Annotated in this window: 15 protein-coding genes and 1 pseudogene; 9 read left to right on the top strand and 7 right to left on the bottom strand. The window is 73.5% G+C overall.

Going from position 1 to position 19,698, the window contains the following annotated elements; genetic code table 11:
- Positions 1–778: 778 nt before the first annotated feature.
- Positions 779–2,122 (bottom strand): annotated as a pseudogene (locus ACFVX6_RS02680) (DUF6777 domain-containing protein); the annotation flags it as partial.
- A gap of 210 nt (positions 2,123–2,332) precedes the next feature.
- Here ACFVX6_RS02680 and ACFVX6_RS02675 point away from each other — a divergent pair.
- Together ACFVX6_RS02675 and ACFVX6_RS02670 are read left to right on the top strand one after the other, a co-directional pair.
- A complete protein-coding gene (locus ACFVX6_RS02675; RefSeq protein ID WP_389687216.1) occupies positions 2,333–3,643 on the top strand; it encodes a streptophobe family protein in 1,311 nt (436 codons plus the stop codon).
- 174 nt (positions 3,644–3,817) lie between these two features.
- Positions 3,818–4,216: a hypothetical protein gene (locus tag ACFVX6_RS02670; protein WP_389687214.1), complete on the top strand. Its 399-nt coding sequence runs from the start codon at positions 3,818–3,820 to the stop codon at positions 4,214–4,216.
- Here the strand turns inward: ACFVX6_RS02670 and ACFVX6_RS02665 are convergent.
- The 3 genes from ACFVX6_RS02665 to ACFVX6_RS02655 are packed head-to-tail and all read right to left on the bottom strand — an operon-like array spanning position 4,213 to position 8,179.
- On the bottom strand, positions 4,213–5,211 hold the full coding sequence (locus ACFVX6_RS02665; protein ID WP_389687212.1) for a serine/threonine-protein kinase: 999 nt from the start codon (positions 5,209–5,211) through the stop codon (positions 4,213–4,215). The two genes, ACFVX6_RS02670 and ACFVX6_RS02665, sit on opposite strands and share 4 nt — an antisense overlap.
- Complete coding sequence (locus ACFVX6_RS02660; RefSeq protein WP_389687210.1) at positions 5,211–5,828, bottom strand: hypothetical protein; 618 nt, start codon at positions 5,826–5,828, stop codon at positions 5,211–5,213. The genes ACFVX6_RS02665 and ACFVX6_RS02660 overlap by 1 nt, the downstream gene beginning before the upstream one ends.
- Positions 5,829–5,833: 5 nt before the next feature.
- Positions 5,834–8,179 carry an FHA domain-containing protein gene (locus ACFVX6_RS02655; RefSeq protein ID WP_389687208.1) on the bottom strand — a complete coding sequence of 782 codons (2,346 nt, stop codon included), beginning with the start codon at positions 8,177–8,179 and terminating at the stop codon, positions 5,834–5,836.
- A 169-nt stretch (positions 8,180–8,348) separates the two neighbouring features.
- On the opposite strand from ACFVX6_RS02655, the gene ACFVX6_RS02650 reads away from it, so the two are divergent.
- From ACFVX6_RS02650 to ACFVX6_RS02630, 5 genes are all read left to right on the top strand, one after another.
- Positions 8,349–9,383, top strand: coding sequence for a cation diffusion facilitator family transporter (locus ACFVX6_RS02650; protein WP_389687206.1), 1,035 nt, complete (start codon positions 8,349–8,351; stop codon positions 9,381–9,383).
- A 54-nt stretch (positions 9,384–9,437) separates the two neighbouring features.
- Positions 9,438–9,914: an NUDIX domain-containing protein gene (locus tag ACFVX6_RS02645; RefSeq protein WP_389687204.1), complete on the top strand. Its 477-nt coding sequence runs from the start codon at positions 9,438–9,440 to the stop codon at positions 9,912–9,914.
- A 48-nt stretch (positions 9,915–9,962) separates the two neighbouring features.
- Complete coding sequence (locus tag ACFVX6_RS02640) at positions 9,963–11,219, top strand: Tm-1-like ATP-binding domain-containing protein (protein WP_389687202.1); 1,257 nt, start codon at positions 9,963–9,965, stop codon at positions 11,217–11,219.
- 113 nt (positions 11,220–11,332) lie between these two features.
- On the top strand, positions 11,333–12,958 hold the full coding sequence (locus ACFVX6_RS02635; RefSeq protein ID WP_389687200.1) for a serine/threonine-protein kinase: 1,626 nt from the start codon (positions 11,333–11,335) through the stop codon (positions 12,956–12,958).
- Positions 12,955–13,632 (top strand): hypothetical protein, encoded by a 678-nt coding sequence (locus tag ACFVX6_RS02630; protein WP_389687198.1) that lies wholly within the window; start codon positions 12,955–12,957, stop codon positions 13,630–13,632. Before ACFVX6_RS02635 ends, ACFVX6_RS02630 begins: the two co-directional genes overlap by 4 nt.
- 446 nt (positions 13,633–14,078) lie before the next feature.
- Here the strand turns inward: ACFVX6_RS02630 and ACFVX6_RS02625 are convergent, their stop codons facing one another.
- Positions 14,079–15,368 carry an ATP-binding protein gene (locus ACFVX6_RS02625; RefSeq protein WP_389687196.1) on the bottom strand — a complete coding sequence of 430 codons (1,290 nt, stop codon included), beginning with the start codon at positions 15,366–15,368 and terminating at the stop codon, positions 14,079–14,081.
- 194 nt (positions 15,369–15,562) lie between these two features.
- Between ACFVX6_RS02625 and ACFVX6_RS02620 the strand changes: the two genes are divergently transcribed.
- Entirely contained in the window at positions 15,563–17,059 is a 1,497-nt protein-coding gene (locus tag ACFVX6_RS02620) for a hypothetical protein (RefSeq protein ID WP_389687194.1), read from the top strand.
- 64 nt (positions 17,060–17,123) lie between these two features.
- Here the strand turns inward: ACFVX6_RS02620 and ACFVX6_RS02615 are convergent, their stop codons facing one another.
- On the bottom strand, positions 17,124–18,212 hold the full coding sequence (locus tag ACFVX6_RS02615; protein WP_389687192.1) for a hypothetical protein: 1,089 nt from the start codon (positions 18,210–18,212) through the stop codon (positions 17,124–17,126).
- A 179-nt stretch (positions 18,213–18,391) separates the two neighbouring features.
- Between ACFVX6_RS02615 and ACFVX6_RS02610 the strand changes: the two genes are divergently transcribed.
- Positions 18,392–19,171 carry a trypsin-like serine peptidase gene (locus ACFVX6_RS02610; RefSeq protein ID WP_389687190.1) on the top strand — a complete coding sequence of 260 codons (780 nt, stop codon included), beginning with the start codon at positions 18,392–18,394 and terminating at the stop codon, positions 19,169–19,171.
- Positions 19,172–19,196: 25 nt separating this feature from the next.
- Here the strand turns inward: ACFVX6_RS02610 and ACFVX6_RS02605 are convergent, their stop codons facing one another.
- Positions 19,197–19,691 carry an NUDIX domain-containing protein gene (locus ACFVX6_RS02605; RefSeq protein ID WP_389687188.1) on the bottom strand — a complete coding sequence of 165 codons (495 nt, stop codon included), beginning with the start codon at positions 19,689–19,691 and terminating at the stop codon, positions 19,197–19,199.
- Positions 19,692–19,698: the final 7 nt, after the last annotated feature.

Below are 19,698 nucleotides of genomic sequence, written 5' to 3'. Positions count from 1 at the left end.
AAAATTGCCTGGGGTTGTGTTGTTTGTGTTTGCGTCCTGAATTTATTGGAATGGTTTTGGCAGGCCCCGCGAATTTTCGGGGCCCGGGCCGGGCGGGGGGTCGTTGCTCGGGTTCACCCGGCCGGTCGCCGGTCGACTCCCCCCTGCAGAACCTCCCCATGTGGAGTCCGATCCGCAGACGTGGCTCACCCTGGTCCAGTTGCGTCCCCTCCCGGCTTGAGCCCCAGCCCCATGCCTTTGTGATCCCCGAGCCTCAGGCCGGCGGTCGGCGGCTCATGTACGCCGAAGCCCGAAACACCGCACGACGGCGTCACCAGACCTCCCCGAGGGCCATCGGCCCTCGGGGAGGTCTTCGTGTCGGGCGGGACTCCTACTGGTTGCTGTTACCGGCCGGACCTCCGTCCGAGCCCTGGTCGATACCGTCTCCGGGCCCGACCGGGGAGGGCGGGGGCGGCGGCGGGATCAGTGTGGTGGCCGGAACCGGCGGGGGCGGCGGCGGGGGCGCCTGGGTCGGCGGAGGCGGCGGAGGCGGCGGGGGCGCCTGGGTCGACGGAGGCGGCGGGGGCGGGAGTTCGGGCTCCGGCGAGATCAGCGGCGGGGGCGTCGGCTTCGGCGGCTCGGGCCGCGCCGAGGTCGCCGGGGGCTCCGGCGCCGCCGAGCTCCGCGAGGGCGTCGGCGCCACCGCGCTCTTCGAGGGCGACGGGGACGGCGTCGGTGACGTCCGGCCCGCGGACGGAGAGGTGGAGGCCGACTTGGACGGTGCGACGGAGGGCGACTCGGAAGGTGACTCCGAGGGGGACTCCGACCCGGTCACCGTCGCCGACACCGACTCCGAAGGTGACTCGGACGGGGACTCGGAAGGGGACTGCGAGGCCGACTCCGAAGGCGAGACCGACGGGGACTCCGACGGCGACTCGGACGGCGACACCGACGGGGACGGCGAGGTCGGCGACGGGGAGGTGACCGTCGGCGAGGGCGAAGTGACCGTCGGGGACGGCGACGTGACCGTCGGGGACGGCGACGTGAAGGTCGGGGACGGCGGCGGGGTGGTGAAGATCGGGGTCGGGATCACCGGCGGCGGGATCGGCCTGTCGTGGCGGCCGCGGTGGTCGCCACGGTCACGCTCGTACCAGCGGCTGCCGTGGTAGTCGTAGATCACGAAGGTGTTCACGATGGTCACGGACGGCGCGATGACCACGACCCGCGAGGGCTGGTACGAGGTCCAAGGCTGCCCGAACCGCTTCGGGTTGGCCTTCAGCGCCACCGGCGGCCCGAGCGGGTTCCCGCAGGCGCACCGCACCCGCGGCACCCCTCGGTCGTCCACGAGCACGGCGGTCCCGGCCTGGAGCACGGACTGGTAGGTGGTGGAGCGGCCGTCCACGTAGCCGTGGTTGGAGACCCGGGTGTCCACCCGGAGCTGGACCGGGGTGAGCGAGCGCAGGTACGACGGCACGGCCGTCGGCGCAATGCCGAGCGACGAGGCGAAGGCGGCGTTCTTGGAGGGCTGCGCCGAGAGGACCCGGATCTGCTTCTCGACGTCGCAGGCGGGCACGTCCGGCGTGCCCCCGTACAGCTCGGGCGAGGCGCCGCTGACGCTACGGGTGGCCGTGGTTGCCGCGGCCGACGGGGGCTTCTCCGGAGGCTTCGATCCGGGCTTCGATTCGGGCTTCTTCTCCGGCGTCGACGGCGGCGGGCTCTCGGGCGGCGCCGTGGCCTGCTTGGCCGCGGTGGACTCGGTGAAGGGGTCGGGCCCGGAGGCCGCCGCGGGCTGCAGGAAGACCTCGTTGCCGGCGGAGGTGGTGGTACCCCCACCCCCGCTGGGCCTGGTCAGGACGACGGCCAGGGTCACCGCGGCGGCGATGGCGACGATCGTGGTGGCGAGCCGCGGTACGGAGCGCCACCAGGGCTTGTGCGGGGGCTCGGGGGGCCCGGGGGGCACCCCGCTGCCGGATCCTCCGGGAGGGGCCGGCGGCGGGGGTGGCGGGGGCCCTTCCCGGCCCCCGGAGAGGGGCCCGGACGGTGGGCCCGTGGGGCGCCCGGACGAAGACGACGGCGGCTGCGAGGGCGGCTGTGACGGCTGTGTCGGCCACGGCGGCTGCTGGCCGGAGGGTTGAGTGGTCACGGGCTCTTCTTCCCAGGCGGAGGGGGTTCCGGTCCCCTGTGGACGTTCCGCTGCGGACCCTTCGGTCCGTTCGGTCGTTGCTCCGTGGACGTTCCGTTATGGAACTTCCGCGGGTCATCAGCGGAAATCTCCGGATTTCGTGCACTCCTGGCGACCATTGTGTGCGCCGTCCGGGTGGTGGCCGCAAGCGGAGCTGCCTACGGTGGCAGGGTGAGCCCTACAACGGCACCGCCCGCGCGAGCCTGGCGCGACGCCCTCGTCGCGGTCCTCGCGGGCTTCGCGGTGATGGCCGTCGTGGCCGCCGCGGGGCTCGCCCTCGCCGGCGCCGGCGATCTGCCCGGCGGCGCGTTCCCGCACGTCGTGGCCGCCGTCGTCCTGATGGCCGCGGGCGGATCGGTCGACGTCACGGGCGGGGCCGGCTTCCTGGCGGGAGCCGACGCGAGCCTGTCCGTACTCCCCCTCTCCGTCAGCCTGGCCGGCGCACTGACCACCGGCTGGCTCTTCCTGCGCCCCCTGCACAACCGTGCGGTGGCGGGTGTGCGCGAACTCATCGCCCGCGCCGTGCCCTTGGTGCTCCTCTGGCTGGCGGCGCTGACCGGCGTCGCCCTGCTGTCCCGCCAGAACTTCGCGGTTTCGACCGGCGATTCGGTCCTCGGCGACATCGGCGAAGTCCTCGACGCCGGCCCGACGGTGGGCTTCGAGCCCGCGATCCCCGCCAGCCTCGGCTACGGACTGCTGTGGATCCTGGGCCTGTTGCTGATCTCCCTGCTGATGTCCCGGCGCGCACCGCTCCCGACGGGGCTGGTCCGCTTCCACGCGGCGGTGCGGCCTGCGGCCTTCGCCGTGGTCGCGCTGCTCCTCGCGTACGTCGTCCTCGGGATCGGCGTCGGCCTGGTCGTGGCGGGGACCCAGGGGCACGCGGACCGCACCCTGGCGGTGATCCTGCTGGGCCTGCCCAACCTGGTCTGGCCCGCCCTGACCCTCGGCTTCGGCGGGGCCTGGGAGGGCAGGGTCGAGGGGCCGTTCGGGCTGCCCGTACCGCAGGTCCTGGACGAGGTGCTGCGCGTCACCGGCCAGGGCTCCGGCGCGGCCTCGGACCTGTCCACCATCGACGTGGCCTCGCTCGCCGAGCGGGACTCCCGGGCGTGGTGGCTCGTCGTACTGGCCGTCGTCCTCCTGCTCGCCGCCGGCGCCCTGGCCGCCGCCCGCTCGCCCGCGCACGTCCGCCCCTGGCAGCACGCCCTCCACCTGGCCGTCGCCATGGCCCTGGCCACCCTGGTGGTCTGCCTGCTGGCCCGGATCCAGGCCCAGTTCGGCCTCTCCCTGCTGGGCCTGGGCGACGTGGACGACCTCAGCGGCAACGTGGAGCTGCGCCCGCTGCTCTGGCGCACGGTCGGACTCGCCTTCCTCGCGGGCGCCGTGGCGGGTTTCCTCGGCGCCCTGTTCCCCCGCCGCCGGGACGAACCCGGCCGCCGGACCCCCGCCGAGGCGGCCGGTCCCGCCGGCCCCGCCGCCCGCTGACCAGGCCGCCCGCACCGGCCGCACCGGCCACCACCCGCCCTGCGCCGCCCCTGTGCCGTACCTGCGCCCGCACCAGCACCAGCACCCCCACCCCGACAACCCGTTGCGCCGTTCGAGTGAACGGACGCAAATCGGCTCATCGGGGGATCGTTTCCGCATGACACGCTCGTCTCCGTGAACATGACCAAAGGCCTGTTCCGGCCGCTTCACGCCGCAGGCCTGATCGCCCTCTCCGCGCTGGCCCTGACCCTCTCCACCGCCCTGCCCACCCAGGCGACCGGCCCCGGCGCCCGCCACCTCTCCGGCGACACCGGCCGCAAGGACAGCTCCGCGCAGGCGGTGTCCGTCAGCAAAGTGTTCTGTCCGCGCGGCACGGCCGTGCAGTCCGGCGGGTACTCCACCACCCACTGGGACCACGGCCGCGACGGCACCCTGCGGCACACCGTCCTGGCCTCCCACCCCGTCGTCGACGCGGAGGGCCGCAGGGGCTGGTACGCCTCGGCCGCACACGCCGAGGTCACGGCCCACGTCGTGTGCACGCCCTCCCGCGACCAGGGCGAGAACAAGGGCTAGAACACCGGCAGCGCCCACCTGGGCGGCGGTGGTGGCGGCCCGTCGGAGGCCGCCCGGGCAGGCGCGCGGGCGGGCGCTCGGACGAACGCCGCCGCGCCGGGGCCCGCGCCCTCCCCCGCACCCGCTTGCCGCAGCGCCCCCGTGAACTCCAGGCAGCTCCCCCACCGGTCCTCGGGCGCCTTCGCGAGGGCCCGTGCCAGCACCTCGTCCACCCCCGGCGGGAGGCCTTCCCGCCGCGAGGACACCGGCGGCGGCGGATCGTACTGGTGGGCCCAGAGCAGCGCCATGTCGTCGTCGCGCTCGAAGGGCGGGCCGCCGGCCAGGGTCTCGTAGACCACGCACCCCAGGCTGTAGACGTCGCACCGGCCGTCGACCGGTTTCCCGGCGATCTGCTCGGGCGCCACGTAGTCCAGGGTCCCGACGAACTGCCCGACGCTCGTGAACCCGGTCAGCGACAGCGACTTCTTCGTCAGTCCGAAGTCGGTCAGGTAGACGTGCTCGGGGTGTTCGCTGTCGGTGCCGCCGGCGACCAGGATGTTGCCGGGCTTCACGTCCCGGTGCACCAGGTCGTGGGCGTGCGCCGCGTCCAGGGCCGAGGCGACCTGGCCGGCGATCCGGGCCGCCGCCTCCACGGGCAGCGGGCCCGTCCGGTCCAGCATGGCCCGCAGGTCCTGGCCGGGCACGTACCGCATGGCGATGTACAGCATCCCGTCGGTCTCCCCCGCCTCGAAGACGGGCACGATGTGCGGGTGGTCGATGGCCGCCGCCACCTTCGACTCGTGCGCGAACCGCTGCCGGAAGACGTCGTTGCGCGCCAGTTCGGGCGCGAGGAGCTTCAGCGCGACCGTCCGGTCCAGTCGTACGTCGTGCGCGCGGTAGACGACCGCCATCCCCCCGCGTCCGATCTCGGCCTCCACCACGTACCCGGCGATCCGCCGCCCCCGCAGGTCGGACTCCCGCCCGCGGAACGGCTCCGCAGCCGGATCGGAGCCCATCAGCCCGCCTCCGGCCGGGGCAGCTCCACGATCTTCGTGGGCTCGTGCGGAACATCTCGTACGTCGCCATGGCCCTCGGTGTCGGCTTCCTGCGGCGGCGTCTGCGGCGCGGCCGGGGCACCGGGTCCCGCGACGACCGCGTAGGTGGCCAGGCGGCTCCCGTCCCCGTACATCCACCGTCCCGCCGTCTCGTCGTAGAGCCACACGGCCTCCCCGTCGACGACGACGCCGACGCGCAGTCCCCGCAGGGACCGCCGGAAGGATTCGGGGTCGAGCCGCCCGGACGCGAAGTCGGTGACGGCCCGCCGGTAGCGTTCCAGTTCCTCGGCGCACCGCGTGAGCAGCGGCTGCGGGTCCTCGACGCGCGTCAGCGGGCGCCCGCCGGTCGGCGGGGGCTGCGGCACGGCCAGGAGCAGGCGTCCGTCCACCCAGGCGGACCATCCGTTGGCGCACAGGATCTCCCCCCATTCCCCGCGCCGGGACAGCAGCCGTACGGGGAGGAAGGCGTCGAGCGCCACCGTCGGGCGCGACAGGTCCGGGGTCTCCCACGCGGGGAGTCCGTCCTGCGGAACGATGTGGGTGGGCCGGAAGTCCGCGGCTTGGCCGGGGCTGGTCATCGCGGCTACTTCCGCATGATGGTCGGCTCGTGGCGGCGCAGTACCCGGCCCACGAGTACGCCGAACAGCACGGACAGGGCGACGAGCATCCCCACCTCCGTGAGCCACAAGCGGGGCTTGTGGTCGAACATCGGGTCCTGCGTGATCTTGCCGGGGACGATGGCGCCGAGGTCGATGGTGGCCGACATCGCGCCCATGGCCCAGCGGGCGGGCACGAACCAGGCGAACTGTTCGATGACGAGGACCCCGGTGAGCTTCAGCAGGGAGCCGCAGAAGACGACCTGCACGATGGTGAGCAGGACCAGCAGCGGCATGGTGACCTCTTCCTTGGACACCAGGGCGGAGATCAGCAGTCCGAGCACCATGGCGGTGACGGACAGCAGGGCGACGACGAAGGTGATCTCGATCAGCGGGGGCAGGAAGAGGCCCTTGCCGCCGGGGGCGTTGGTCTTGACCCCGGCGAGGCCGACCAGGGTGAGGACCACGGCCTGACCGACGGTGATGGCGCCGAGGACCACCACCTTGGACATCAGGTAGGCCGATCTGGAGAGCCCCACGGCGCGTTCGCGCTGGTAGATGACGCGTTCCTTGACCAGTTCACGGACGGCGTTGGCGGCTCCGGTCAGGACCCCGCCCACGCACAGGATGAACAGGGCGTTGAGCGCCGTCTCCGCGGTGAGTTCGCTGCCGGCCAGGGCCCGGGCCATGGCGCCCATGACGAACGGCAGGGCGACCATGATGATCAGGAAGGTGCGGTCGGCGCTGAGCACGGCGGCGTACCGGCGGATCAGGGTGGAGAGCTGCGAGCCCCAGCTCTGCGCCTTGGGCGGCGGCTTCGGCGCGACGCCCGCGGCCCTGTCGTCGGCCCCCGCGAGCGGGACCCGACCGGCGACGTCGACGTAGCGGCGGTGCAGCGGCGAGGCGCGGTGCTCCCCGGCCCAGTCGCGATCGCGCTCGTTCTCGAAGGCTTCGAAGGCCTCGGGCCACTGGTCGAAGCCGAAGAAATCGAGGGCCTCGTCCGGAGGCCCGTAGTAGGCGATGCGGCCGCCGGGTGCGAGGACCAGGAGGCGGTCGCAGACGCTCAGGTTGAGCACGCTGTGGGTGACGACGATGACCGTGCGGCCGTCGTCGGCGAGGCCGCGCAGCATGTTCATCACGGAGCGGTCCATGCCCGGGTCGAGCCCGGAGGTGGGTTCGTCCAGGAAGAGCAGGGAGGGCTTGGTCAGCAGTTCCAGGGCGACGGAGACGCGTTTGCGCTGGCCGCCGGAGAGGCTGTGGATGGGCTGGTCGGCGCGCTGCTGGAGGCCGAGTTCGCCGATGACCTCGTCGACCCGGGCCTCGCGTTCGGCCTTGGCGGTGTCCTGCGGGAAGCGCAGCTCGGCGGCGTAGACGAGGGCGCGGCGCACGGTGAGCTGGGCGTGCAGGATGTCGTCCTGCGGGACGAGGCCGATGCGGCTGCGCAGCTCGGCGTAGTCCCGGTAGAGGTCGCGGCCGTCGTAGAGGACGGTGCCGTTGTCGGCCGGGCGCAGGCCGGTCAGCGCACCGAGCAGGGTGGACTTGCCGGCGCCGCTGGGGCCGACCACCGCGAGCAGGGTGGTGGCGCCGACGGGGAAGGAGACGCCGTCGAGGAGGGTCTTGCGGCCGTGGTCGACGGCCACGCGGAGATCTTGGACGTCGAGGGAGACCTCGCCGGTGTCCACGTACTCCTGGAGCTGGTCGCCGACCAGGCAGAAGGCGGAGTGGCCGATGCCGACGATGTCGCCCTCGCCGATGGCGGCGGCCCCGGTGAGGCGGGCGCCGTTGAGGTACGTGCCGTTGTGGCTGCCGAGGTCCACGATCTCGTACCTGCCGTCGGGGCGGGCGCGCAGTTCGGCGTGGTGGCGGGAGACGACGAGGTCGTCGATGACGAAGTCGTTGTCGGGGGCGCGGCCGATGCGGACGGCGGCCTGGGGGGCCAGCGGGCGGACCGAGGTCGGCTGCCGGAAGGTGCTGGTCATGTCCGGGCGGGAGACCGAGGAGGGCCGGGCGGCGGCGGGTTCGGCGAAGCGGACGCGCGGTCCGTCGGCGGCGCTGCCGAAGCGCAGTTCGCTGCCGACGCCGACCGCCCACTCGCGGACGCGGTGGCCGTCGACCCACGTGCCGTTGGTGCTGTCCTCGTCCTCCAGGGTCCAGTGGTCGCCGTCCGGACGCAGGATCGCGTGGTGCCAGGAGACGCGGGCGTCGTCGAGGCAGATCTCGCAGAGGGGGTCCCGGCCGACGTGGTACGTCCGGCGCGGGCTCATCGCCGTGGAGCCCCCGTCCGTTTCCAGGAGGAGCTCTGGCGCGTTCGGCACACCGGGGCGCTGGGCCATGGGGCGATTTTCCCACGATCCGGCGCGCCCGGCATAACCGCAGGTCAGGCTGGCCTTATGGGTAATGACAACGGTCCCCGTTGCAGCCTTTGCCCATCGTCCCGAGGTGCGCTTCACTTCAGGCGAAGCGGAACGCGCAAGCGATCCGCCACGACCCACGGGGGACACCATGAGCGCGCACGATCACGCGCCGCACGACCACGGCACCGTCGGCCACGACGGTCACAACGGTCACGGTCACGCCGGTCACAGCCACGGGGTCGCCGCCGACGCGGACCGGCGCTGGCTCGGCATCGCCCTCGGCCTGATCACCGGCTTCATGGCCATCGAGGTGGTCATCGGCGTCCTGGCGCACTCCCTGGCCCTGATCTCCGACGCCGCGCACATGCTGACGGACGCCGTCTCGATCGTCCTCGCGCTGATCGCGATGCGGCTGGCCGCCCGGCCGGCGCGCGGTGGTTTCACGTACGGCCTCAAGCGCGCGGAGATACTCTCCGCGCAGGCCAACGGCCTCACCCTGCTGCTGCTGGCGGTCTGGCTGGCGTACGAGGCCGTACGGCGACTGCTGGATCCGCCGCCCGTGGAGGGCGGGCTGGTGCTGGTGACGGCGCTCGCGGGCATCGTCGTCAACATCGCGGCGGCCTGGTGCATCTCGAAGGCGAACCGCACGTCCCTGGCCGTCGAGGGCGCCTACCAGCACATCCTCAACGACCTGTTCGCCTTCATCGGCACCGCCGTCGCGGGCCTGATCGTGCTCACCACCGGGTTCCGGCAGGCCGACTCGATCGCCTCGCTCGTCGTGGTCGTCCTGATGGTCAAGGCGGGCTACGGACTGGTCCGCGAGTCCGGCAGGATCCTGCTGGAGGCCGCCCCGGCCCACGTGGACCCGGACACGGTCGGCGACCGCCTGGTCGGCCAACCTCCGGTCACGGAGGTCCACGACCTGCACATCTGGACCATCACCTCCGGGCAGGCCGCCCTGTCCGCGCACGTGCTGGTGGCGCCGGAGGGCGACTGCCACGCCGTACGCCGCGACCTGGAGGCCCTGCTCGCGAAGGAGTACGGGATCACGCACACCACCCTCCAGGTGGACCACGCCCAGGACTCCCTCCTCACGGTCGGCCGCCCCGGCGAGGACCGGGCCGACACGCACTGCGCGGACGCCCACGGCCCGGTCCACCGGCAGGGCCCGCACGACCACTGAGCCGCCGTCTGAGCCGCTGCCTGAGCCGCGCCCGGACGGGGTAGGGATGGGGCCATGACCGCGAAACGCAGCGCCGGACTGCTCCTGTTCCGCCGGCACCCCGGCGCCGAGGTGGAGATCTTGCTCGGCCACATGGGCGGCCCGCTCTGGGAGCGCCGCGACGCGGGTGCCTGGTCGATCCCGAAGGGCGAGTACGGGCCCGACGAGACCCCGCGCGACGCCGCCCGCCGGGAGTTCACGGAGGAGATCGGGCTGCCCCCGCCGGAGGGTCCGTACCTGCCGCTGGGCGAGGTGCGGATGGTCGGCGGGAAGCTCGTGACCGTCTGGGCGGTGCGCGCGGACCTGGATCCGGCCCTCGCCGTGCCCGGCACCTTCACCATGGAGTGGCCTCCGAAGTCGGGGCGGACGGAGGAGTTCCCCGAACTGGACCGGGTGGAGTGGTTCGTTCCCGCGGTGGCCAGAACCAAGCTGGTGGTGTCTCAGATCCCCTTCCTGGAACGGCTGTTGGGCGTTCTGGCGAACGAGGGTTGACCTGACCTTTACTTGCCAACAAACCCCATCTGCATGGACATTGCACGTATGACGAACGTCGTGCTGGTGGGAACCCTGGACACCAAGGGTGTGGAGTACGGCTGGTTGCGCGAGAGGCTGCTGCGCGCCGGCGTCGAAGTGATCACGGTCGACACAGGAATCATGAACGAGCCCCGGGTGCCCGCCGACGTACCGCGCGAAGCGGTGGCGCGGGCCGCGGGAACGGAACTGTCCGAACTGCGCGCGGCCGCCGACCGGGGTGCGGCCGTGACCACGATGGCCCGGGGCGCGGAAGCGACCCTGTTACGCCTGCACGCCGAAGGCCGGCTGCACGGAGTCCTCGCGATCGGGGGCAGCGGCGGGACCTCCATCGCCACGCGGGCGATGCGCGCCCTGCCGCTCGGCGTTCCGAAGGTGATGGTCTCCTCCATGGCGTCCGGGGACGTGGCCCCGTACGTCGGATCGGCGGACATCACGATGATGTACAGCGTCGTGGACATCGCGGGGATCAACAGCATCTCGGCGCCGGTCCTGGCCAATGCCGTCGCGGCCGTGGCCGGGATGGCCGAGTCCTTCGCCCGCTCCGCCATGGAGTTGCGGCGGCCGGCCCTGCTGGGCTCGGGGCCGCGGCCGCTGATCGCGGCGAGCATGGCGGGCGTGACCACGATCGGCGTGGACGCGGCCCGGGAGCGGCTGACCGAACTGGGCTACGAGGTACTGGTCTTCCACGTCAGCGGCACCGGCGGCCGGACCCTGGAGACCCTGGCCGGCCAGGGGGTCTTCGCGGGCGTCCTCGACCTCACGCTCAGCGAGCTCGCCGACGATCTGTGCGGCGGCATCCTGACCGCCGGGCCCGACCGGCTCAGCGCCGCCGGGCGGGCCGGGATACCGCAGGTGGTGAGCCTGGGCGCGCTGGACATGGTGAAGTTCGGCCCGATGGAGAGCCTGCCCGAACGGGTCCGGTACCGCCGGGTCCGCGTCCACAACCCCTCGATCACGGTGATCCGTACGACCGAGGCCGAGTGCACCGAACTCGGCCGCCGGGTCGCCGCCAAACTCCGTGCGGCCACCGGCCCCACGGCCGTCTGCGTTCCCCTGCGCGGACTGTCCACGCTCGGCGCGCCAGGCGGGCCCTACCACGACCCCGACGCCGACGGGGCGCTGTTCTCGGCACTGCGCGACGGGCTGCGGGGCAGCACCGCCCGCATCCACGACTACGACACCCACATCAACGATCCGGAGTTCGGACGGGCGGCGGCCGACCGGTTGCACTCCATGATCGGGGCGCGGGCCGCGGCGGCCTGACGCCCGGCCCCTCGACAGGGAACCGGCCGTGGCGGAAATGTGTCCCAGGTGATGGCCGGTCCCCTGGAAGGAGCGGCTCCGGGGCGCGGTCACGCCACGGCAAGGGGGAAGGCATGAACGGCGTGTGGTCGGTTCCCGGTTACTCGGAGGTCCGCGAGCTCGGTTCGGGCGCCAGCGGCCGTGTGGTCCTCGCGGTCCACGAGGTCACCGGCACGGCCGTCGCGGTGAAGTACCTGAACGACCGGATGCTCGAGAACCCGGTCTTCGTCCGGGAGTTCCGGGCGGAGGCCCAACTGCTCGGCGCCCTGCGCTCCCCCTACGTGGTCGGGCTGTACGAGTACGTCGAGGCGCCCGGCGGCGCCGCGATCGTCATGGAGCTCGTGGACGGCATCCCGCTGAACGCCCTGCTCAAGCAGTGCGGGCGGACCGGACCGGAAGCGGCGCTGGTGCTCCTGAAGGGATCCCTGTTGGGGCTGGCCGACGCCCACCGGGCCGGTGTGGTCCACCGGGACTACAAGCCGGCGAACGTCCTGGTGGCGGCGGACGGGACCTCCAAGCTGGTGGACTTCGGGATCGCCACCCCCCTGGGCACGACGCCCGGCGCGGCGGGCACCCCCGCGTACATGGCCCCGGAGCAGTGGCAGGGCCGGCCCGCGTCGCCCGAGGCCGACGTGTACGCGGCGACGGCGACCTTCTTCGAATGCCTGACCGGCCGCAAGCCGTACGACGGGCAGAACTTCGCGGAGCTCGCGGTCCAGCACATCGAGGCTCCGGTCCCGGAGACCGAGGCGCCCGAGCCGGTGCGCCCGCTGATCCGGCGGGGACTGGCGAAGGCCCCCGAACAACGGCCCGAGAACGCCGAGGCGTTCGTGGCGGAGCTGGAGGCGGTGGCCCTGGCGGCGTACGGGCCCCAGTGGGAGGAGCGCGGACAGCGCAAGCTGGCCGCGCTGGCGGCCCTGCTGCCCCTGCTGTTCCCCTCGGCCGGCGCCCCGGCGCAGGGCGCCACCGCGCTGGCCACCACGGTCCTGCCGCCGCCTCCCCCGGGCTGGTCACCGGGCGGGCGCGGGCTGCTCGCGGCCGGTGCGGCGCTCGTGCTCGGGCTGGTGGCCGTACTCGGCTACCAGGCGGTGGGCTCCGAGCCCGGCGGCGCGATGGCGCTCAACGCCTTCGCGACGTCGAGCGCGTCGGCGCCTGGCCCGGCCAGCGCGGCGCCCGGACCGAGCCTTTCCACGTCGCCGACGGCCACGGCGACACCGACACCGTCCGCGTCGCCGTCGGCGAGCCCGAGTCCGAGTCCGAGCTACACGATGCCGACCCCCACGCCTACGCCGACACCGAAGCCGAGCTGGACGGTGACCAAGCCCCCGAGCCCGTCCGCGACCCCCACGCCGACCCCGACCCCGTCGCCGAAGGTCAAGATCTCCGCGGTGAACGTCACCTCCTTCCGGCAGACGGCCCCGGGCACCACCGAGGCCGCCTTCTCCGTCGAAAGCGACGGCGCGGGTCCGTACACCCTGGTCGTCGAGTGGTTCACCGGTGACGACAAGGGCGCCCTGACCGTGCCCGACGGCCGCCAGACGGTCGCGTTCGGAGCCGGGAGTCCCGGTACGCAAACCCTCGCGCACACCTTCGCGCAGGGCGCCGGCTGCTACTGGAGCGTCCGCGCCACCACGCAGCCGGCCGCCGCCAACCAGAGTTCCGTCCAGAGCATCTACATCCGGGGGTGCAAGCCGGCATGAGCGATCCCCACGCCCCGCAGGGCGACGACGACTACAGCGCCACCGTGCTCGGCAGCCACTGGATCACCGGGCCGCCCCAGGGCACGGAACGGACCCGGCGGCTCGGCCTCGCCGGCGGGACCGAACGGACCGGCCCGACCGCGCGGTTCGACGTACCGGTCGGTGCCGTGCCCGACCGGGTCGAGGGTTCGGTCCTGCGCTTCGGACCGGGGGTGACGGCCGCGCTGCCCGTGCCGTTCCCGCTGTACGCCGCTCCGGCCCCCCGCCGGCGGAGCGAGTGGCGGCGCTACACCCTGGCCGCCGTGGTCCTGATCGGGGTGCTCTGCTACCTGGGCTGGCAGCGCTACGGCCCGGCCCTGGAGGTCCGGGACCTGGTGGTGTCCACCGATGCTGCCGAGGCCGGGGGGCCCGGCTGCGACGGGACCGCCGACGTGGTGGCCGTCGTACGGACCAACGGGCGGCCGGGGGTCCTCACGTACCGCTGGCTGCGCAGTGACGGCACGCGCTCCGAGCAGCTCAGCGAGCGGGTGCCGAGCGGCCGGAACGAGGCCCGGCTGCACCTGCTGTGGACCTTCCAGGGCGCGGGCACCTACCCCGCGAAGGCCGAGCTCGAGCTCGTCTCGCCGGTAGGGCGCACGGCCGCGGCGGAGTTCACGTACCGCTGCCGCCCCTAGGGCCTGTCGTCAAACCCCCGTCGTCGCCCGCAGAAGGGAGTTTGACGACAGGCCCTAGAGGGAGCGGGCAGCCGGATCACCGAGCGCCCTGCGGCCCGATCGACAAGACACCCGCTGACCCCGGTCCTCCTTTCGGCCAACGGCCCGGGCCCGCGGACCGGTCCTTCCGGCCGGGGCGATCGTGGCCGTGCGGCCGAGGCGCAGCCACCCCCGTCCCTGGTTGACTCGAATGTGTTGGCGAGGGCATCAGGGATGCGGCCCTCACGGCACCCTTGCAGCCACGTTCCAGCCGGCGATACACCCCAAAGGAACGTGGCCGTCCCGCACGGATGCCAAGTCCGCGCGGGAGGCCCGCAGCCGCTTTGGGGAGTGGCTGCGGGCCATTTCTGCCTGCCCGTCCGTGGCGTGCAGGCAGCTCGGGCGGCTCCCTTCCGGGCGCCTCCCCGTCAGAAGCGGGCGTGCGCGGTGATGTCCGCCGCGAACTCTCCCGTCATCGCCGGGGTCACCGTCGGCCGGCACTGTGCCACCGCCGCCAGGTAGTCCTCCGTGCTGGCGCCCAGCTGGGCCGCCGCCGCGCCGCGCGCGCCCACCGCCTCCAGGTCCCGCTCGAAGGACACCTGCGCGGCGATCCGCGCCGCGTGCTCGATGTCGGCCGGGGTGAACAGTTCGCTCGCCGCGACCAGCGCCGCCACGTCCACATCGGGACGGCCCTCCGTGTACCGGCCCCAGATCGCGGCGCGGGCGCCCGGGTCCGGGGTGCCGATCGGGATCAGGTAGTCGAAGCGGCCGGGGCGCAGGAAGGCCGGGTCGAGGGAGCGGATGGAGTTGGTCGCGCAGACCAGCAGCCGTTCGTCGCCCTCGCGGAAGCCGGGTATCAGTTTGAGCAGCTCGTTGGTCACGCCGTGGATCCCGCCGGGCTGGGCGGGCTCGGTGCGCACGGGCGCGATCTCCTCGACCTCGTCGATGAAGACGAGCACCCTTTCCAGCTCGGCGATGCGGGCGAACGCGTCGCGCAGCGCGGCCGCGAGGTTGCCCTCGTCGGCGAGGCGGGAGGGCAGCAGTTCCACGAAGGGCCAGCCGAGCCGGGAGGCGATGGCCCGGGCGAAGGTGGTCTTGCCGGTGCCGGGCGGGCCGAAGAGGGTGATGGCGCGCGGCGGCCGCACCCCGTGCGCGGCGGCCCGCTCGGGCTCGGCGAGCGGCAGCACCACGCGCCGCTCGATGAGGTCCTTCTCCGTCTCCATGCCGGCGACCTTGGCCCACAGGTCGCTCGGCAGGAAGCGGCCGCCGAGGTCGTCCAGGAGACCGGCGGCCGGGCCGTGCAGCGGCTCGGTCTTCTCGAAGTAGGCGACGGCGGGCTGCCGGGTGTAGCCGGCGTTGAGCAGTCCCTCGCCGAGCAGGTCCTCCTCGGGCAGGACGTACGCGATGCGCCCGACGCGGGCGGCGATCAGCCGTCGCTCCAGCTCCACGAGCAGTGCGCTGGCCAGGCCCCGGCCGCGCCAGCCGGAGGCGATGGCGATGCGCATGACCCAGGCGCGTTCGCCGGTGACGCAGGCGAGGGCGGCGCCGATGGGGACGCCCTGGTGGACGGCGACCACGCAGGGCTGCCGGTCGGTGAGGGCGCTGATGCATTCGGCGAGTGAGAAGACCGACTCCTGGCCGAGTTCGGCCGTGGTGTCGATCAGATGGACAACGGCCGCGAGATCGCTCTCGCGGTAGTCGTGGATCAGCCAGTTCACCGGGTACCGCCCCTCGTTCGTGCTCCTGCGTGCCTGCTCCGTGCCTGTTGCGCACCTTGCTGCCGCGAGGCTAGGGGCGGGCGGGCCGCTTGATCACGCTCCGTCGTGCACAACAGCCGGTCCGGGAACCCTCCGTATCGTCCATAGACTGGTGCTTTCCGCCCGAACAGCTGCCCGAGGATCCGTACGCCTTCATGAGTTCCCACATATCCACCGGTGTCCGACGGCCGTATCTCGTGTGGCTGGTTCCGGTCCTCTGGACGCTGTCGCTCGGAATGTGGGGGCTCTCCCGGCAGAACAGCGTGTGGCGGGACGAAGCGGCGACCTGGCAGGTGGCGGAGCGCTCCCCCGGTGAGATCTGGCACCTGCTCGGCAACGTGGACGCGGTCCACGGCCTGTACTACCTGCTGATGCACCTGCTCTTCGAGGTGTTCGGGGCGAGCACGACCACCCTGCGCCTGCCCTCGGTGCTGGCGGTGGCGGTCGCCGCCGGCTGTGTGGCGCTGATCGGGCGCCGGCTGGCGGGCCCGTGGGCGGGGCTGGGCGGCGGGCTGACCCTCGGGCTGCTGCCGGCCGTGCAGTTCCAGCTCCAGGAGGGCCGGTCGTACGCGCTGATCGCGGGCGGGGCCGGGCTGTCGACCTTGCTGCTCGTCTCGCTGATCGCGGGCACGGGAGCCGGCGACGGAGCCGGTCCCGGGCGGCGGATCCTGCCGCGCTGGACGGCGTACGGGGCTCTCGTGCTGGTCTGCGCCCTGCTGAACTGGTTCTCCCTGCTGATCCTGCCCGCCCACGCGGTCACCCTGTGGTGGGCGCGGGCCCGGCGCGGTGTCGTGGCGCCCTGGCTGCTCGCCTCGGCTGCGGCCGTGGCGGGGGCGCTGCCGCTGATCCTGTTCAGCCGGACGCAGTCCGGGCAGGTCTCCTGGATACCGCCGCTGACCTGGCACATGATGATCGGCCCGGGCGTCCTGCTGGCCGTCGGCGCGCTGGGTGCGTGGGCGGACCGCCTGAGCGGACCGCGCACCGGTCTCCCGGCCCGGTTGACGGCGGCCTCGGTCGGACTGCCGCTGCTGGCGGTGCCCCTGCTGGGGCTGGCCGCCGCCTCCCTGGTCCAGCCGCTGTTCCTGGACCGGTACGTGCTGTTCTCCATGCTGGGTCTGGCCCTGCTGATCGGTGCGGCGCTGGGCGCGGCCGTACGGGCCCTCGCGCCCCGGTACCCGAGGGCGTCGGGCGCGCTCGTGCCGGCCGTGGTCGCGGTTTCGGCGGTGGCCCTGCTGCCCGTGGCCCTGGCCGACAGGTCCCCGGCCAGCCGGGTGGACGACGTACTCGCGGTGGCCGGGGAGGTGTCCGTGCTGAAGCGGGACGGCGACGCGGTGCTCTTCGTCCCGGCGGCCCGGCGGGACACCGCGCTGGTCTCGCCCGGGGCGTTCACCGGCCTGAAGGACATCGCCCTGTCCAGGGGCCCCGCGGAGTCGGGGACCCTGAAGGGCGAGGAGGCCGACCCGGCACGGATCTCGGCGGCCCTGCGGGAGCAGCGGCGGGTCCTCCTGGTGACGGACTCGGGGAAGGCGGCGAAGCCCTCGGGCTCCCCGGCGGACCGGGCGAAGGCGGCCGTCCTGCGGGCGGAGTTCACCGTGGTGGAGGACCGGCAGGTCCGCGGCCGCCGGGTGACGGTGTACGAGCGGCGCGGCTGACGCCGGAGGGCCTATGCGGCCATCCGCCCACCGGCCATCCATCCACCGGCCATCCATCCACCGGCTAACCGTCCACCGGCTTGCGGTCCACCGGGGTGGGGACCTCGAGGGGGCCGCCGCCCCGGCGGCGAGGTCCGGACCACGGTGCGGGAACCGCGTCGATGCGGTAGGCCAGGGCGTAGGCCACCGCCTCGTAGTTGACGCGCCAGCCGCGGAAGTGCGGCCAGGCCTGCTCCGGGTCGCGCGCCATGGTCACCCCGCGCTCGCGCATCCGTACGACCCCCTCGAGGAACTCCTCGTAGGTCAGCTCGATGGGGTCCTCCGGCAGCGGATCGGGGTCGTAGGCGATGCCCTCCTCGTGGGCCAGGTCGCGCAGGCAGTTGAAGCCCGCGTGCAGGGTCACGCGCATCTGGGTCTGCGGGGCCGTGGGGTTGAAGGCCAGGTGGAGCGCGGCGGCGTCCAGGACGGCGAGGAGGCTGATCAGCCAGTTCCGCTCCCAGCTCGGCGAGCGGAAGTGGATCAGCCCGGGGTGGTTGGTGTGGCTCTCGCTGACTTCCGCGGACCAGCGCTCCCAGTCCCGGAACAGGTCGGGCAGGGTGTCCGCCAGGTCGACCTGGGCGTGGCGGGCCAGCAGCTGCGGCCCCCAGGACGGTACGCCGCCGCGGATGCGCAGCAGGCTGACCTCGGCTTCCCGGCGGGCGTAGGCGGCGTAGAGGGTCGGGAGGTAGCCGATCTGGAGGCCGATGACGATGGGGCCGGTGGCCGCGGCGCAGAAGTCCACGGCGGTCAACCGGCCGCGGTCGACGCCGGCGAAGCCGAGGGTGAGGACGGAGGAGCCGGCTTCGCGCAGGGCGACGGTGAGCGGCAGGTCGGAGACTCCGTGTTCCAGGAGCCCGTAGCCGAGGAGGAACAGCAGCAGCCAGATCACCAGCAGGAACAGCATCGCGACCGGTGCGGCCGGGGCCAGGACGCGGTCCTTGAGCTGTTCGGTGGGCATCCGGTCGGCGACGAACTGGTACGGGGCGCGGATCAGGACGCGCACGATCCGCGGCAGCCTCGAGCGCATGGCCCGGGGCGTCACCAGGGCCTGGGTGACCGATACGAAGGTGCCGAGGACCACGAGGAACCCGGCGACGGAGCTGAGTACCCGCACGCTGAGCCCTCCGCCTCGGGGTGACCGGCCTTCCCCCGACTACCTCATATCCCGGCGCCCGCGGCCAACGGGCGGCGCCCATCCGGTCGCCGGGCCGCGCAGCCGCCGCGGGGCGATTCACAGCGGATTCACACGGATTCCCCGGTTCCGGTCACAGGTTCCCCCGGCAGGCTCGGAGCATGATCCAGCGCCTTTCCTCCCGACCGGACCGCCGCCCCCGCGCCCGTGCCCGTGGCCGGCGCGCTTCCAGGGTCCTGCTCGCGCCGGCCGTGATGACGGCCCTGATCGGTGTGGACCTCCCCGACGCGCTCGCCGAGCCGCCGCTCGGAGTCACGAGCACGGCCGCGGCCGATGCGACGTCCGCGCGGGTCGGCGCGCTGTTCGCGGGCGGCCTCCACGGCGGCCACTTCTGCACCGCGTCCGTGGTGCGCAGCGAGGACCGTGATGTGATCGCCACCGCCGCGCACTGTCTGGGCAGCCTGGACACCACCTACTTCGCCCCCGGCTACCGCGACGGCGAAGCCCCGTACGGCCTGTGGAAGCTCACCGGCATGTACGCGGCCCCGAGCTGGACGGACGGCGAGGACCCGGACGCCGACATCGCCTTCGCGACGGTGGCCCCGCTGGACGGACGGCAGCTGGAGGACCTCGTCGGGGGTTTCCCGGTCGCGGCGGAGCAGCCGGCCGATGCCAGGGTGTCCATCGTGGGCTACCCGAGCCGCGAAGAGTCCCCGCTGTACTGCGCCAACGCGACGACCCTGTTCTCCGAGACCCAGCGCCGCATCGAGTGCCCGGACCTCAGCGGCGGCACCAGTGGCAGCCCGTGGCTCGTCGACGGCGCCCTGGCGGGCGTCCTCGGGGGCTACGAGGGCGGCGGGACCGTGCCGGAGGTCTCGTACAGCGCGGTCATGGGCGACCGGGCGGTGGAGCTGTACCGCGAGGCGGCCGACAACGGCTGAGCCCGGCCCGCCGGGGCCCGGGCGGTCAGAGGCCGAGGGCCGCCGCGTCGGCGGCCTCGAACCAGGTCGGCTCGTCGCGCAGGGCCTGGCGGATCCGGTCGACGGCGAAGGACTCCAGCGGCTCCGGCAGCGCGTCCGGGGCGAACCAGGCCACCTCCAGCGACTCGTTGTCGTTGACCCGCGCCTCCCCGCCCGTGGCCCGGCAGCGGAAGGTGATGTCCTGGAACTGGCAGACGTCCCCGTTCGGATAGGTCATCGCCGGGAGCATCTGCACCAGCACCACGCGCTCCGGTACGCACCGCACCGCCGTCTCCTCGTACACCTCGCGCACCGCCGTCTCGGCCGGCTGCTCCCCCGGTTCGGCGATCCCGCCGACCACCGACCAGCGCCCGGTGTCGGCGCGCCGGCCCAGCAGGACCCGCCCCTCGTCGTCGACGACGATGGCGGTCACCCCGGGCAGCAGCAGCAACTGGTGACCGGCGGTGGCGCGCAGGGTGCGGATGAAGTCAGGTGTGGTCATTCCCCAA

Source organism: Streptomyces sp. NPDC058289 (assembly GCF_042880975.1).
Taxonomy (GTDB): Bacteria; Actinomycetota; Actinomycetes; order Streptomycetales; family Streptomycetaceae; genus Streptomyces; species Streptomyces stoeckheimensis.
The sequence above is the reverse complement of the archived record's forward strand: the minus strand, read 5'-3'. Positions and strand labels throughout refer to the sequence as shown.